Source organism: Bacillus sp. FDAARGOS_1420 (genome assembly GCF_019344915.1).
Classification (GTDB): Bacteria; Bacillota; Bacilli; order Bacillales; family Bacillaceae_G; genus Bacillus_A; species Bacillus_A mycoides.
Genome location: NZ_JAHWJB010000002.1, coordinates 1,264,566 through 1,279,274 on the forward strand (window position 1 = coordinate 1,264,566; position 14,709 = coordinate 1,279,274).

Here is a 14,709-nt window from a genome sequence, read left to right on the forward strand (position 1 = left end):
TCACAAAGTTTCGGAAAAACTAGGAAAGATATGACAAAGGAGGTTATGAACGGTGGATCATCCAATTCAAGGATTAATGAGAGCAGCAATGGAAAATTTGAAGGAAATGGTCGATGTAAATACGATTGTTGGGGAGCCTGTTCAAACGGCTGACGGTGGTGTAGTGTTAACAGTTTCTAAAGTGGCGTTCGGTTTTGGAGCAGGAGGATCTGACTTCCAGACGAATGATGGACAAAGAGCGAACGGTAACCCTGCATTTGGTGGCGGTAGCGCGGGTGGTGTTTCTATTACACCAGTAGCATTTCTAGTCGTGAATAAAGACGGGATAAATATTCTTCATCTACAAAATGCGACACATTTAGCAGAAAAAATAATTGAATTAGCTCCGCAAACAATTGATAAAATTCAATCGATGTTCCAAAAAGAAGAAAAGAAAGAGGGAAATAATCACCCTCAAAACCCAGATGATATCCTTTAAAAACGCCTGCTCATAAGCAGGCGTTTTTTCTTGTAATCAGTATGTAATAAAACACATGAAATTGTAAATAGTTTTTGAAGTTTTTTCTATGTTTCTAAAATTTTTCATGTTAAAATATGCTATAGAATTGAAACATATAAAACGAAGGTGGCTAGGTGCTTTGTCTGGAGGATCTGACCAAGTAAACAATATGATATATATTAATGGTAATCGTCGGGGTCATTGTTTTATTACATCTGGAATTACGTTTAAAGAGTTTGCAAGTAACATCCCTTCACCGCTTCATCAAGTATTGCTTTTAAAGCATAATTTTGAGTGGACAGATTTTCATTATCATACTTTATTTGAATATGTTGAGGAAGAAAACATACATAAACTCATTCAAGCAGAGATTGATGAATTTGATGAATTTTGTTGGGTAGATTTCGATGATGCAAGCGATTTAGATGAGTTAGAGCCAAAAGAAATTGCAGAATTATTATATTTGGCTCACAAAAAAGAACCACTTGGAAGAACGTTCTTCCCATTGTTGAAGAATAGATTCGTTTATTTTTCACATGATGACGGTTGGTACAACAAAGTGTATTACCGTAGAATCGGTGATTTTGTAGGAATGCTGAGTAAAGTGATTCCATATAAACTCGGTTCGTTTGGAAAGAAACGTTTTACTTTCTTCCAAAAATCAAAAATTTTCCCAGCAATTTCAAAGGAAGTTATCCTTGGGCTTATGCCGTTAATGGAAGATGGGTTATACATTGATTTAGCGGGGAAAATTGAGTCGAGAAGAGGTCTTGAAATTCCGGTATATGTAGTAGGATCATTCGAAAGTACGGATGAGGTACTAGATAATATCGATGAATTGAAAGCGGAAGCAACAGAAACGGGTTGGCTCATTTTTGATAAGAAAGAACAAGAGTGGCAATGGGTTGTAGACTAAGAAAACTTGGCGCATGAAGTCAAGTTTTCTTGTCTTTTGAAAGGAGAACAAATGAAGAAATATTATACAATTGTGGGTATTGTAAGTATTATTCTCGTGGCAATATTACTTATAACTTGTCCGAAAGAATCAGATTTTAAATTGTATTTAGAGGATAAGTATGCATTAAAATGTGATGAGAGTAGCTTTGAATGCACGCAAAATGTAGATGAAAAAAAAGAGAAATTACAGTTTGAAAGTATTGATGCACGAAATGGTGTTTTCTTTATGACTGTAAAGCAAACGTATAAAACAGAAGCGGGTGTTATGAAAGAATATAGCGGAGTAGGTATATTCGGTACATTTCTTTTTGTTTCAGAGAAGACTTTCTAGTAATAGAAGGTCTTTTTTTTATGCTTATGTTCATATAGATGAAGTAAGACAAGCATAGGAGGGGTATTGATGAAGAAGGGATGTATCGTTTGTGGTGGTGAGGAGTTTTTTTCTTCAACATTATATGCACGTACGAAACAAGATTGGGCATATGCGCCAAACATGTACCGATTTGAAAAGGTGTTTATTGAGCATAGAGATGAAGAAAATTATCCGGTTTTTCAAGAAATTACAGCGAAGCATTGTTGTGGATGCGGTCATATCATGTTGTATCATGAATGAACACACCAAGTATAACTTGGTGTGTTTTTTTTAAAATGCTGATAAAGCAAGCGGATATAGTAAAGTGAATAAAACAGAAAAACTGCCAAAACCAATTGCGGTATATCCAAGTGTTCTTGCCCCAAAATTGACAGCTAACAAGCCAACTAAAATAGCAAGGGAGCCGAGTGTAACAGGATAAAAAGCAATGGAGAATAACGAAAGAAATAATGCGACATAGCCTATCATTGCACCGGTGTTTGTACCTTCTATTTCATTTGCAATTTCTTTGCGCTCATGTCTAATCGGAATACCAGCTGGAGATATTTCAGCTGCATACTCTTCGTTTTTTTCACCACTTTTAAAATGATGATTTCTCTTTCTTCGCATGTACATCCCTCTCTTTCAATTGGGTGTATCTATAGTATCTTTCATAAGAAGCAGAACATGAGTATGAGTTAAACCCAAGTAAAGCAAAAATTGGAGAAAATAGATTCCGTTGTATCCTGTTTATCCCGCTATTTGCCGTGCAGTAAGACCCCCACCTCAAAATTCGGCTGGAGCAAAGAAGTTAGATGGGAGTCGGGCTGCCCGTAAAAGCCCGATTGGTTCAAATAATAATCAGTGGCGGACGAACAAACACCCCCACTGATTAAAGTTTCACTTTATCTCCTTATGAAGATAAACAGGGATTTTGGAACATGATGTAGAATGAAATGAATGATAATACGTGAAGGTAGGGGAATGTATGGCGAAGTTTAATTGGCATGAATCGGCAGAGAAAAAATGGGATAACAATGCAGAGTTTTGGAATCAAAATAGTCAAGAAATGTGGGATAGCGGGAGCAGGAGTACAATCATTCCATTTTTTGAGCAGTACGTGGAAAAGGAAGTACAAGTGTTAGATGTTGGCTGTGGTGATGGGTATGGTACATATAAATTAAGTCTTACTGGGTACAAAGCGGTTGGGGTGGACTTATCGGAAGTTATGATTCAAAAGGGTAAGGAGCGCGGAGAAGGCCCAAACTTATCTTTTATAAAAGGTGATCTTTCTTCATTACCATTTGAAAATGAGAAATTTGAAGCAATTATGGCAATTAATTCTTTAGAATGGACCGAGGAGCCGTTGCGAGCATTAAATGAAATAAAGCGTGTTTTAAAGAAAGATGGATACGCATGTATTGCAATTTTAGGACCGACAGCAAAACCGAGAGAGAACAGTTATTCGCGCCTATATGGCAAAGACGTTGTTTGCAATACGATGATGCCTTGGGAATTTGAACAGTTAGCAAAAGAACAAGGATTTGAAGTTGTAGATGGTACCGGCGTATATAAGCGCGGAGTAAATGAGAAGATGTTAGGTCAGCTACCTACAGAGTTACAACAAGCGTTAACATTTTTATGGGTATTTATGTTAAAAAACGTATGACAAAATTGAAGGGTTTTAGGAGGTAAATAAGTGCAGAAAATACAAAAAACTGATACAATATCATCAGAATCAATTAAAGGGGGACTAGGGTACATGACAACTACTACAACAGTTAAATCTGATATTGAAATCGCACAAGAAGCAAGTATGAAGAAGATTCAAGAAATTGCAGCTGATTTAAATATTTTAGAAGAAGAACTAGAGCCATACGGACACTATAAAGGCAAGTTATCTCTTGATATTTTTAAGCGTTTACAAGATGAGAAAGACGGTAAAGTTGTTTTAGTAACAGCAATTAACCCAACTCCAGCAGGAGAAGGTAAATCAACAGTAACAGTTGGTTTAGGTCAAGCTTTTAATAAAATTGGTAAGAAAACAGTAATTGCACTTCGCGAACCATCTCTTGGACCAACAATGGGATTAAAAGGCGGAGCAGCAGGTGGCGGTTATTCTCAAGTAGTACCAATGGAAGATATTAACCTTCACTTTACTGGAGATATTCATGCGATTACAACTGCCAATAACGCATTAGCGGCGTTCATTGATAATCATATCCAACAAGGAAACACACTTGGAATTGATACGCGTAAAATCGTTTGGAAACGCTGTGTTGACTTAAATGATCGTGCCCTTCGTAATGTAGTAATTGGCCTTGGTGGACCGGTTCAAGGCGTACCGCGTGAAGACGGTTTTGATATTACAGTAGCATCTGAAATTATGGCCGTATTCTGCCTTGCAACAGATATTCAAGATTTAAAAGCTCGTCTATCTCGCATTGTTGTCGCTTATAATTTTTCAAATCAACCTGTAACAGTTAAAGATTTAGGCGTAGAAGGTGCGTTAACGCTTCTATTAAAAGATGCATTAAAACCGAACTTAGTACAAACATTAGAAAATACACCAGCTATCATTCATGGCGGACCATTTGCGAATATCGCTCACGGTTGTAACAGTGTTATCGCTACGACAATGGCAGCAAAATTAGGTGATTATGTTATTACAGAAGCTGGATTCGGTGCAGATTTAGGTGCCGAGAAGTTTTTAGATATTAAAGCACGTGCAGCTGGTATTAAACCAGAAGCGGTAGTTATTGTTGCGACTATTCGTGCGCTTAAAATGCACGGTGGTGTGGCGAGAGATCAATTAAAAGAAGAAAATGTAGATGCGTTAGCAAAAGGTATGGAGAACTTACAGAAGCATGTTGAAACAATTCAAAGCTTTGGTGTTCCTTTCGTAATTGCCATTAACAAATTCATTACTGATACAGATGCAGAAGTTGCATACTTACAAGAATGGTGCAATGAGCGTGGCTATGCAGTATCCTTAACGGAAGTTTGGGAGAAAGGTGGCCAAGGCGGAGTTGACCTTGCTGAGAAAGTGTTAAAAGAAATTGAAAAAGGTGAAAACAACTACGCACCACTTTATGAATTAGAATTACCATTAGAAGAAAAAATCCGTACAATTGCTCAAAAAGTGTACGGCGCAAAAGATATTGAATTTGCTCCGAAAGCACGTAAGCAATTAGCTCAATATGAAGGAGAAGGTTGGAGTAACCTACCGATTTGTATGGCGAAAACACAATACTCTCTTTCAGATGATGCAACAAAATTAGGTCGCCCATCTGACTTTATCGTTACAATTCGTGAATTAAAACCATCTATCGGTGCAGGGTTTATCGTTGCGTTAACAGGAACAATGTTAACAATGCCAGGCCTTCCTAAACAACCAGCAGCACTACAAATGGATGTAAATGAAGATGGAAAAGCAGTAGGTTTATTCTAAAAGGTTGTAATTCATCTCGTTTATCTGTAAACTATATATACATCAAGTGGCGCCTTTCCATCGAAAGGCGCCTGTTTTTTGGAGGGAATTATGTTTGATCCAACTGCTTTTGAAAATTTAAAGGTAATTGTGGAAGGAGCTGTCTATGATTTCGATTTACACGGTGATATTCTCGTAACGGATCGAAAAGATGTGATGGACCTTGCTTCATTAAGTCGTATGTATAGTATTTCATTTCAACTAACAGAAACATTTAAAACGATGGTAGAGGCGACATTTTCACTATCTGTTGATGCAAAGAATTTATCAGGTGAAATATTAGAAGTACCTCAGTTTATACCAGGTTGTGAAATGAAGCTGGAATTTTCGTTCGAAATGGAGCAACCAGAGATAGGATGCGAAGAAATTGAAACTTTATTGCATTCTATATGGGGAAAAGAGCGAATGATTACGCAAAAAATTTCATACGAATATAATAAGCAAGCGATTTCATATCATAATAAGGTAGAGGTTCTATTTCAAAAATCGATTACAGAAGACCATGTTGATGATTTAATAGCTGTTATTTCACACATGATAGAAACGGTGCGAACAATACAACATTTTCTTCAAAAATAGAGATAAAGGAGAAAAACAAATGATAAAAGATATGCAACCATTTTTACAACAAGCTTGGGAGAAGGCTGGTTTTAAAGAATTTACTGAAATTCAAAAACAAGCGATTCCAACTATTTTAGAAGGACAAGACGTTATTGCTGAATCTCCAACTGGAACAGGAAAAACATTAGCGTACTTATTACCACTTTTACATAAAATTAATCCTGAAGTTAAACAACCGCAAGTTGTAATTTTAGCGCCAACTCGTGAACTTGTTATGCAAATTCATGAAGAGGTTCAAAAGTTTACAGCGGGAACTGATATTTCAGGTGCGTCTTTAATTGGTGGTGCGGATATTAAGCGCCAAGTTGAAAAATTAAAGAAACATCCGAGAGTTATTGTCGGTTCACCAGGACGTATTTTAGAATTGATTCGTATGAAAAAATTAAAGATGCATGAAGTGAAAACGATTGTATTTGATGAGTTTGATCAAATTGTAAAACAAAAGATGATGGGTGCTGTACTTGATGTAATTAAATCAACGATGCGCGATCGTCAATTAGTATTCTGCTCGGCGACAATAACAAAAGCTGCAGAAGATGCGGCACGTGATTTGACAGTTGAACCACAATTAGTACGTGTAACACGTTCAGAGGCACAGAGCCTAGTTGAACATACGTATATCGTTTGTGAGCGTCGTGAAAAAAATGATTATATTAGAAGGGTTATGCATATGGGAAATGTAAAAGCAGTTGCCTTCTTAAATGATCCATTCCGTTTAGATGAAATTACTCAAAAACTGAAGTTCCGTAAAATGAAAGCAGCAGCACTTCATGCAGAGGCAAGCAAACAAGAGCGTGAAGTAACGATGCGCGCGTTCCGTAGCGGGAAATTAGAAATATTACTTGCTACTGATATTGCAGCACGTGGATTAGATATCGATGATTTAACACACGTAATCCACTTAGAGTTACCAGACACAGTAGACCAATATATTCACCGCTCAGGACGTACTGGACGTATGGGCAAAGAAGGAACAGTTGTTTCTCTTGTAACAGAACAAGAAGAGCGTAAATTACTTCAATTTGCGAAAAAATTAGGTATCGTGTTTACGAAACAAGAAATGTTCAAAGGAACATTTGTAGAATCGAAACCACCGGCACCAAAGAAAAAGCCTAGATAAATAAAGAGAAAGGCGTAACTATTTGTAGTTACGTCTTTTTTGTTTGTAATTGAATAACAAAGGAAATTTAAATGTACCTATCTTATAAGAAATATCGATAAAGGTGAATCATTTCTCATTTAGTTTGTACAAGGAAGTAATGTAAAGAGAGTCGAATATTAAACTGATGCGAAATAATAAAAAGAAGGTACATATATGGATAGGAAATTAGGAATGTTTTTGAATACGAAACATATTGAAGTAAACGAAGGAATACAAAAAGCAAGGGAATGGGATTTAGAATATATTCAATTATATGCTATGAATAAGAACTTCAATTTAGCTAATATTTCAAAGGCAAAATGGACTACTTTCAAGAAAAGGTTATCTTTTAATGGAATAAAGGTTCCATCATTAGCAATTAACTTTGGAGAAAATGGAATTATAGGAACGGAAGTTGACAGTGCAATAGAGCAGTTTAAATACATTACTGACAGAGGTTTGGATCTGGGAGCAAAGATAATAACCGCTCATATCGGGAAAGTTCCAGATAATGAAAAAAGTGAGTCCTATGATAAAATGGAACGAGTTTGTTACGAGATAGGGGATTTAGCATTCAAATTTGGAGGAGTCTTCGCTATTGAGACGGGGTCTGAAAAAGCATTAGTGTTAAAACGATTTTTAGAAACTATAAATTCAAAAGGACTAGCTGTTAACTTTGACCCAGCAAATTTAATAAGTGATGCAAATGAAAATCCGGTAGAAGGTTTATTACTATTAAAAGATTATATAGTACAAACTCATATTAAAGATTGTAAAGGAGTGAAAAGTGATAGTTCAAGTAAGTATATAGAAGTAGCAGTAGGAAATGGTGAAGTAGATTTCGATATATTCTTCAAGGTATTAGATGAAATTGGATTCGACGGATATAACATGATTGAAAGAAATGATTATTTTGACGAACTGAATGGGATGAGTAGGTCGATAAATTTTGTGAAGAAGTACATATAAACTCAAAAGGAATAATAATAGCACCTGTAGAAACCTACATAGAATATAAAAACCATTAGGGGGAAAACAAATGATTCATAAAGTCGGACAAATTATGTTGTATGTAAATAATCAAGATGAGGCAGTAAATTTTTGGACGGAAAAGGTAGGGTTTCATGTAGTTGCAGAGGAAGATAACAAACAAGGAATGAAATGGATTGAAATCGCTCCGACTAAGGGTGCAGAAACGAGCATTATACTACATAATAAAGAAGTTATTTCGAAAATGAGCCCAGAATTGAATCTTGGTACACCATCTTTAATGTTCTTCTCAGAAAATCTTGACCAATTATATACAGATTTAACAAATAAAAATGTTACTGTTGGCGAAATGGTAACTATGCCTTCTGGTAAAGTGTTTAACTTTGCTGATAGTGAAGGGAATTACTTTGCAGTAATGGAAAAAAATAATTATATAGTTATGTGAAAATCCCCCTCGTAAATAATGAGGGGGATTAAATATTTGAAGTCAATTTTTTATTAACGAGTTGTTCTATAAAAAATGTTCCTTTTTCAATTGCAGTCTCAATATAACCAACGATTTGATCAAATGAAAATACTTGTAAGTTTTCGTGCAAGTGTTGCTCAGGATATAGCATATCTTCAAAAATATATTGCCGAAAAGCTAAAACATTCTCTCTAGAAACCTCCTCTATATTCACAATGTTAGCCTCTTGATTAAGTAGGGTGAAGAGCTGCTGTTCTTTATCGTAATGATGCAACAATTGTGCGTTCAATAATTTAAAATCGTTATAGTACATAGGTGTGATAGTTTCGTCGTTTTCTATTCTGTTTTTAAGCCAAGGTAGAAAAAAGCCGCTTAGCCAATTATCATCGGCAATGAGGTGGGTATAATAACCTAAAATATAAGGGGAATCTATATGATCTTCGTATTTATGAATAAATGAATCATAATCTATTCTTCTCGTATAGTTCTTCGTTGTACCAGCGTAAAAATGGGAAGCTCCTTTTTCTTCTTTTGAATGAACAGCATCAGGAGCTACACCACCAAGTAAGAAAGAAGTTTTATCTTGAATAGAAAGTTTCTCAGCAATACCGCTCGCGATAATGATATGCATAATTCGTGATCCCATGAATAACACCTCTATTTCATGTATTCATTTTAGGGAGCTGTCTGAACGTGTAGTATTACTTTCCCTGTACTTTGTCTACTTTCGACCCATTCATGTGCTTTCCCTGCATCTTGAAGGGGAAAAGATTTCGTAGCTTTAATTTGTAAACTTCCATCGCGTAAATAATGGAAAACTTGATTCGCAGTTTCTTGAAGCAATTCAGGACGTTTTTTCCGTGTAGTGCCAAAGCTGAAACCGAGTATAGAACGGCAACTTGCGTGTAAATCTTTCGTTTGAAAACTACCAACTTCTCCGCTAGCATTGCCGAAATGGACGAGGCGACCGTAATAAGCAAGGCAGTCTAAACTTCTTTCGGACACAGTACCAGAAATAGAATCTAAAACAATATTAACGCCTTCTCCGTTTGTAAGCTGATCTACCCTCTCTACAAAATCTTCATCTTGATGACAAATAACATAATCAGCGCCAGCATCTAAAGCAATTTTTCTTTTCGCTTCACTTCCAACAGTACCGATAACTTTTTTAGCCCCTAATAGTTTTGCAAGTTGAATCGCTGTAGTACCAATTCCTCCAGCAGCTGCATGAATTAGAACAGATTCACCTTGTTGAAGTCTTGCAACATTTGCAAGTAAATTGTAGCTTGTAAAAGATACGATAGGGCAGGCAGCTGCAGCTTGAAAATCGACTTCATCAGGTAAAACGAAAGTAAGATTTTCGTTTGCGACAACGTATTCTGCGTAAGATCCGTTTTGAGGGAAAGCGATGACACGTTGTCCAGAATGAATATTTTTCACTTGAGAACCTACGTGTTCTACAATACCAGCTACATCTATACCTGGAATAAAAGGTAATGCTTTGTTTCCTTTTTTGCCATAGCGTGATTTAATATCGGCGAAATTAACACTAGTAGCGACAACACGAATTAACACTTGATTGTCTGAAATAGCCGGCATATCCACATCTGTATATTTCATTACTTCAGGACTACCGAACGACGTTACAACGATAGCTTTCATATACATCCTCCTAAATTTGACTATATATATTATTTTAAATCTTCATTAGGAATTGGAAAATTATATAATTGTTATGCAAGGTTATAAGTGAAGCTTATGAAGTCATTGCATCATTATATTAATTTATTTGAAAAAACTTTGAAAGAAATCGAACGAAATATCGTTTTCTTGCCAATATATAGTGTAGGACAAAGGAGGGATGGTACATGAAGGGTGAAACAGTGTATTCAGATTTAATCCAATTAACTTTATCAGGTAATAAAGAAGCATATAGCGAATTGTATGATAAAACGATTCAAGAAATATATAAGACAGCACATTTTTTAATAGAGGATAAAGCAGATATAGATGATGTCGTTCAGGAAATATACATACAGCTATATGAATCGCTTCGTAAATATGATAGTGAGAAGCCATTTCGTCCATGGTTAATTGGACTTGCGATTAAACAAATCCATTCTTATAGAAGAAAGAGGTGGATGCGACTGCGAATTGTAAGAAAAGCAGAAGAGCAAAGAAAACCAGTACAAATTGATTTTTCTAGCGATGTTGTAAGTAAAATATCAAACCAAAAATTAATCGAACTCATTCATAAGTTACCGTATAAATTGAAACAAGTTATTATCTTAAGATACTTACACGATTACTCTCAAGAAGAAGTAGCACAAATATTACATATTCCAATCGGTACCGTGAAGTCTAGAATTCATGCGGCATTAAAGAAACTACGCCAAAAAGAACAAGTAGAAAAAATCTTTTTAGGAGAGGTAGGGAATGTGAAATGAGCTTAGATTGTAAAGTTAGAGAATCTATACAAGAAGAAGCGAAGGGGATTATTGCCCCGCCGGAGTTAAAAGAAAAAGTAATTGTTCAAATAAAAATGAAGCGAGGGGGGAACAAAAGGAAGAAGCGCCTTATCGCAGGAGTGCTTGCAGCCGCATTTTTAATCCCGACGACTGGTTTTGCTTATCAATCTATTATGGCAGATGGTATATACGGATCTTTTGAAAACTTAAAGAAGCATGCCGGAGCTATAACATTAGAAGGATACATGCGCTTTAGTGCGAAATTGTCACAAGCGGAAAATGAAATGGGTGCAAAAGAATATGAAGAGTTTACAAAAGAACTAAAGAAATTAACGAATGCAAAGCTTGAGTACGGGGATTCGAACGGTAATATTGATTATGATCAATTATCACCAGCTAAAAAAGAGGAATTGAAAAAGGTAGAAATGGAGCTTCAGCCGTATTTTGATAAATTAAATGGCCATAAATCTAGTAAAGAAGTATTAACTTCAGAAGAGTATGAACAATATATGGAAGCGTTAATGTCATATCAAACCATATTAGTAAAAGCGAAATCGAGCGGTGGGATAACAGTAGAAGAAGTACCTGAAGCGTATAAAGAAAGATTTATTAAAGCAGAACAGTTTATGGAGTATGTAGATGGAAAGGTGAGATAAGTAAAAAAGCTCATAGCTTAAGCTGTGAGCTTTTCTTATTGAAACGTAAATATATTAACCACCTATTCCTTTTGCTAGCGATAAGAAATATACAAATACTAGTATGACTCCATTTAATGCCGTACCAACTATTTTAAATAGCCAATTCTTTGATGCGATCGCAAAAATAATACCGAGTAATGAAAGTATAACTAGAATCGCAATAATTAAAGTTAAATTTGCATTAGGTCCTCTTAAAATAAAGAAAGAACATATACTTGCGATAAACGTTAGAAACGAGAAAGTCCCTACTTTCATAATAAGTCTCCCTTGTTTGAAATGTATTTTGATTTAGTGCACGATTTTCTTAAGTTTAACATAAATTTCCTATTGTCAATTAAATATATGAACAATAAAAAACGAGTATAAAATCTATGCGATTTCATACTCGTTTTGTTATTACATAAATTTCCTTACTGTATGTATAGCAACTCTTACAAGGAGTATTGCACTTATAAATAAACCACCATAACCAACGGCATTTAAAAAATTGGTCATCAATTATATTTTTTCATAGTTGCATTGTCCTTTTGTATAAAACAATCTAATAGTGAATAACCCGCAATTAGGCTAATTATAGTAACGAAAGTTGTGTTCACGAGAATAATATTAGCTAAATAAGGTAGGTATTCGCCAAGTGGTGAAAAGAGTAATGCAGGGGAAAAGGAAATGAATAGTGTAGGCACTGTAATAGCAATAAATTTATCCGGTTGAAAGCTCCAGCTTTGTTTATTCATTGAATGATTAATAGATTGAAGGAATCGTAATAAAATGCCAACTATAAGAGGGAAGAGTGTAAAGTAGAATAATCTTGGATAAACGTTAAAATTCACTTGCGCGTCTGTATCTAAATAAAATTGAATTTTTACTCCGACAAATAATAATAAGACGATAAATAATGTAAAGCAGAGGTATAGTATCACTTTTTGCATTCCATTCCACCATCCTTTACTCAAAATATATTCAAAAAAAGAAGAGATATACAATAACTACTGTTGTATATCTCTTCTTATACTGTTAGTTAATAGTGGAGTTTGCCTTTTCTTGCTTCGTGAAATAATCAATAATGCCCATTGCGCTAATTTCTATATCTAGATATAAAATGTTATAAACGGAATGATCTGATGGAACGTTTAACTTTGTAAGGTGAGAAGAAATTTTATCCATTAATACAGTTTGTAAAGCTTTAGTCGCTTCATCGAAATCATTATACTGTTCAAAGACCTCTTTTCCAGTATGAACGAAAATAGGTAACCAATGTTCCAGTTGGTTATATACTTCTGTAACATTAGCAGATGCGCCGTAATGACCGAAATAAATAGTATCTACATTCATACTTTGAATATGGTTTTTAGAAGCAATCATCGCATTTGGTTGGAATTGTGAAGGGGACGTTGATGGTAAATATAGTTCTACACCAAGGTCTGCGAGTTCTCTATAGTAAATTCCTATTGTATCGCCAGTAAAAATGCCATTTGTTAATGAATCGTGAATGCTAATATGGTGCTTAGCATGTCCCGGTGTATCGTAAAATGTAAGTGTACGGTCTTCGGCAATTTTTAACGTATCACCATTTTGTACAATACGAACACGTTCTTCTTCAATTGGAAGAATTGGATCAAAAAGTTTATCAAAATCTTCTTTGTACACAGCTTTTGCGCCAAGAATTAGTTTTGTTGGATCAATCAGATGACGAGCACCGCGAGAATGCACAAATAAAGTAGCATTTGGGCACTTTTCCATCATTAAACCAGCAGCCCCGGCGTGATCTAAATGAACATGTGTAACGATAATGTTTTTTACATCATTTAAATTAATATGTAATTGTTGTAAGCCGTCTAAAATATACGGAAGAGAAGGGGCTGCACAAGTTTCAATTAAAGTAATATCGTCACCTAATAAAACGTAAGTACCTGTTCGTTCAATATGTTGTAAGTCATAATCATCAATAAGATATAGATGAGAAGATAGTTGTTCTACTTTTTTCATACTTACCACTCCTTATATACGGTATGTATCTATTATACGCTAAAAACAGAAAAAGACAGAAAACGAAAGCTCGTCTTCTGCCCTTTTGTAATGTAGTTATTTCGTTTGTTCTTTATTGATAGACATAACGAACAGTCCAACAATGCCGCCAACGATCGGAAGCATAATTTCTCCTGCTAAATTAAAGTAGGAGCTTAAAAATAAACCATTTACATCGATTACCCAGCCAATAACATACAATAACATCATATATAGTACGAAATAAAACTCGCGATTTGAAATCGTTTCATGTTGTGCAGTTTTCATAATGAACACCATCCTTTTCTATTATAATGGAAATATAAACTGTCACATTTTGTTCACAAATTAATTGTAAAACTTTCCATCATAAAAGTCTAGTATATTGTGTCGAACTTTCGAACGAAAATAAAGCGCTATCATTACGGTATGTGAATACGTAATAAGAGCTGTATATTCACGAATGTAGTATAGTATAAACATAGAATGATAGTGAAGAGAGGGGTATGAACAATGACAGTTTATGATTTTTCAGCTAAAACAATAACAGGAGAAGAAAAATCGTTAAAAGATTACGAAGGAAAAGCACTTCTTATTGTAAATGTAGCTAGTAAATGTGGATTTACACCACAATATAAAGGGTTACAGGAAGTATATGATAAATATAAAGACCAAGGACTAGAAATACTCGGTTTCCCTTGTAATCAATTTGGGGGACAAGAACCAGGCACAGAAGCTGATATTACTAGTTTTTGTGAATTGAACTACGGTGTGAACTTCCCAATGTTTGCGAAGATTGATGTGAAAGGTGATAAAGCGCATCCCCTCTATACATACATGACAGAACAAGCACCAGGTTTACTCGGTATGAAAGCAGTGAAATGGAACTTTACTAAGTTTCTAATTGGAAAAGACGGGAAAATAGTAGGGCGTTTTGCGCCGCAGACGAAGCCGGTGGATTTAGAGGTTGAGATTGAGAAGGTGCTTGGGGAATAATTAGGAGTTAGCTATCTATTATGTTTA

At 35.2% G+C, this 14,709-nt stretch carries 20 protein-coding genes; 13 read left to right on the forward strand and 7 right to left on the reverse strand.

Annotated elements, in window-relative coordinates; genetic code table 11:
* Window positions 1-52: 52 nt before the first annotated feature.
* The 4 genes from ytfJ (at window position 53) to I6L50_RS16840 (ending at window position 2,069) form a co-directional block, all read left to right on the forward strand.
* Window positions 53-478, forward strand: coding sequence for a GerW family sporulation protein (gene ytfJ, locus I6L50_RS16825; RefSeq protein WP_113938551.1), 426 nt, complete (start codon window positions 53-55; stop codon window positions 476-478).
* A 160-nt stretch (window positions 479-638) separates the two neighbouring features.
* On the forward strand, window positions 639-1,415 hold the full coding sequence (locus tag I6L50_RS16830) for a hypothetical protein (RefSeq protein ID WP_002085994.1): 777 nt from the start codon (window positions 639-641) through the stop codon (window positions 1,413-1,415).
* Window positions 1,416-1,466: 51 nt separating this feature from the next.
* Window positions 1,467-1,787 (forward strand): hypothetical protein, encoded by a 321-nt coding sequence (locus tag I6L50_RS16835; RefSeq protein ID WP_002165916.1) that lies wholly within the window; start codon window positions 1,467-1,469, stop codon window positions 1,785-1,787.
* A 69-nt stretch (window positions 1,788-1,856) separates the two neighbouring features.
* The gene (locus tag I6L50_RS16840) at window positions 1,857-2,069 is read left to right on the forward strand and encodes a hypothetical protein (RefSeq protein WP_002012518.1); all 213 of its coding nucleotides are present in this window, start codon (window positions 1,857-1,859) and stop codon (window positions 2,067-2,069) included.
* Window positions 2,070-2,099: 30 nt separating this feature from the next.
* Here I6L50_RS16840 and I6L50_RS16845 read toward each other — a convergent pair whose 3' ends face one another.
* Window positions 2,100-2,438, reverse strand: a complete 339-nt coding sequence (locus I6L50_RS16845; RefSeq protein ID WP_001253195.1) for a hypothetical protein — start codon at window positions 2,436-2,438, stop codon at window positions 2,100-2,102.
* A gap of 358 nt (window positions 2,439-2,796) precedes the next feature.
* Here I6L50_RS16845 and I6L50_RS16850 point away from each other — a divergent pair, with 358 nt between their 5' ends.
* The 6 genes from I6L50_RS16850 (at window position 2,797) to I6L50_RS16875 (ending at window position 8,495) form a co-directional block, all read left to right on the forward strand.
* Window positions 2,797-3,477 carry a class I SAM-dependent methyltransferase gene (locus tag I6L50_RS16850; protein WP_219302108.1) on the forward strand — a complete coding sequence of 227 codons (681 nt, stop codon included), beginning with the start codon at window positions 2,797-2,799 and terminating at the stop codon, window positions 3,475-3,477.
* Between the two features lie 93 nt (window positions 3,478-3,570).
* Window positions 3,571-5,259 (forward strand): formate--tetrahydrofolate ligase, encoded by a 1,689-nt coding sequence (locus I6L50_RS16855; RefSeq protein WP_277958626.1) that lies wholly within the window; start codon window positions 3,571-3,573, stop codon window positions 5,257-5,259.
* A gap of 90 nt (window positions 5,260-5,349) precedes the next feature.
* Window positions 5,350-5,877: a hypothetical protein gene (locus I6L50_RS16860; RefSeq protein ID WP_002065080.1), complete on the forward strand. Its 528-nt coding sequence runs from the start codon at window positions 5,350-5,352 to the stop codon at window positions 5,875-5,877.
* Window positions 5,878-5,896: 19 nt separating this feature from the next.
* Window positions 5,897-7,039 (forward strand): DEAD/DEAH box helicase, encoded by a 1,143-nt coding sequence (locus I6L50_RS16865; RefSeq protein WP_219302110.1) that lies wholly within the window; start codon window positions 5,897-5,899, stop codon window positions 7,037-7,039.
* A 195-nt stretch (window positions 7,040-7,234) separates the two neighbouring features.
* Window positions 7,235-8,029: a sugar phosphate isomerase/epimerase family protein gene (locus I6L50_RS16870; protein ID WP_219302111.1), complete on the forward strand. Its 795-nt coding sequence runs from the start codon at window positions 7,235-7,237 to the stop codon at window positions 8,027-8,029.
* Window positions 8,030-8,099: 70 nt separating this feature from the next.
* On the forward strand, window positions 8,100-8,495 hold the full coding sequence (locus tag I6L50_RS16875) for a VOC family protein (protein WP_219302112.1): 396 nt from the start codon (window positions 8,100-8,102) through the stop codon (window positions 8,493-8,495).
* 28 nt (window positions 8,496-8,523) lie between these two features.
* Here I6L50_RS16875 and I6L50_RS16880 read toward each other — a convergent pair whose 3' ends face one another.
* Both I6L50_RS16880 and I6L50_RS16885 read right to left on the reverse strand, forming a co-directional pair.
* On the reverse strand, window positions 8,524-9,162 hold the full coding sequence (locus I6L50_RS16880) for a zinc dependent phospholipase C family protein (RefSeq protein WP_219302113.1): 639 nt from the start codon (window positions 9,160-9,162) through the stop codon (window positions 8,524-8,526).
* Window positions 9,163-9,191: 29 nt separating this feature from the next.
* On the reverse strand, window positions 9,192-10,178 hold the full coding sequence (locus I6L50_RS16885) for a quinone oxidoreductase family protein (protein ID WP_219302114.1): 987 nt from the start codon (window positions 10,176-10,178) through the stop codon (window positions 9,192-9,194).
* Between the two features lie 206 nt (window positions 10,179-10,384).
* On the opposite strand from I6L50_RS16885, the gene I6L50_RS16890 reads away from it, so the two are divergent.
* Both I6L50_RS16890 and I6L50_RS16895 read left to right on the forward strand, forming a co-directional pair.
* Window positions 10,385-10,963: a sigma-70 family RNA polymerase sigma factor gene (locus I6L50_RS16890; RefSeq protein ID WP_219302115.1), complete on the forward strand. Its 579-nt coding sequence runs from the start codon at window positions 10,385-10,387 to the stop codon at window positions 10,961-10,963.
* Complete coding sequence (locus I6L50_RS16895; protein WP_219302116.1) at window positions 10,960-11,640, forward strand: DUF3600 domain-containing protein; 681 nt, start codon at window positions 10,960-10,962, stop codon at window positions 11,638-11,640. Before I6L50_RS16890 ends, I6L50_RS16895 begins: the two co-directional genes overlap by 4 nt.
* Before the next feature lie 54 nt (window positions 11,641-11,694).
* Here the strand turns inward: I6L50_RS16895 and I6L50_RS16900 are convergent, their stop codons facing one another.
* The 4 genes from I6L50_RS16900 to I6L50_RS16915 all read right to left on the reverse strand — a co-directional run bounded on the left by I6L50_RS16900 (window position 11,695) and on the right by I6L50_RS16915 (window position 13,974).
* A complete protein-coding gene (locus I6L50_RS16900) occupies window positions 11,695-11,937 on the reverse strand; it encodes a hypothetical protein (protein ID WP_219302117.1) in 243 nt (80 codons plus the stop codon).
* Window positions 11,938-12,176: 239 nt separating this feature from the next.
* Window positions 12,177-12,611 (reverse strand): hypothetical protein, encoded by a 435-nt coding sequence (locus tag I6L50_RS16905; protein WP_113938559.1) that lies wholly within the window; start codon window positions 12,609-12,611, stop codon window positions 12,177-12,179.
* Window positions 12,612-12,696: 85 nt separating this feature from the next.
* Entirely contained in the window at window positions 12,697-13,677 is a 981-nt protein-coding gene (locus I6L50_RS16910; protein WP_219302118.1) for an MBL fold metallo-hydrolase, read from the reverse strand.
* An 87-nt stretch (window positions 13,678-13,764) separates the two neighbouring features.
* Window positions 13,765-13,974: a DUF3925 family protein gene (locus tag I6L50_RS16915; protein ID WP_002127081.1), complete on the reverse strand. Its 210-nt coding sequence runs from the start codon at window positions 13,972-13,974 to the stop codon at window positions 13,765-13,767.
* Between the two features lie 225 nt (window positions 13,975-14,199).
* On the opposite strand from I6L50_RS16915, the gene bsaA reads away from it, so the two are divergent.
* Window positions 14,200-14,682 (forward strand): glutathione peroxidase, encoded by a 483-nt coding sequence (gene bsaA / locus I6L50_RS16920; protein WP_002065095.1) that lies wholly within the window; start codon window positions 14,200-14,202, stop codon window positions 14,680-14,682.
* Window positions 14,683-14,709: the final 27 nt, after the last annotated feature.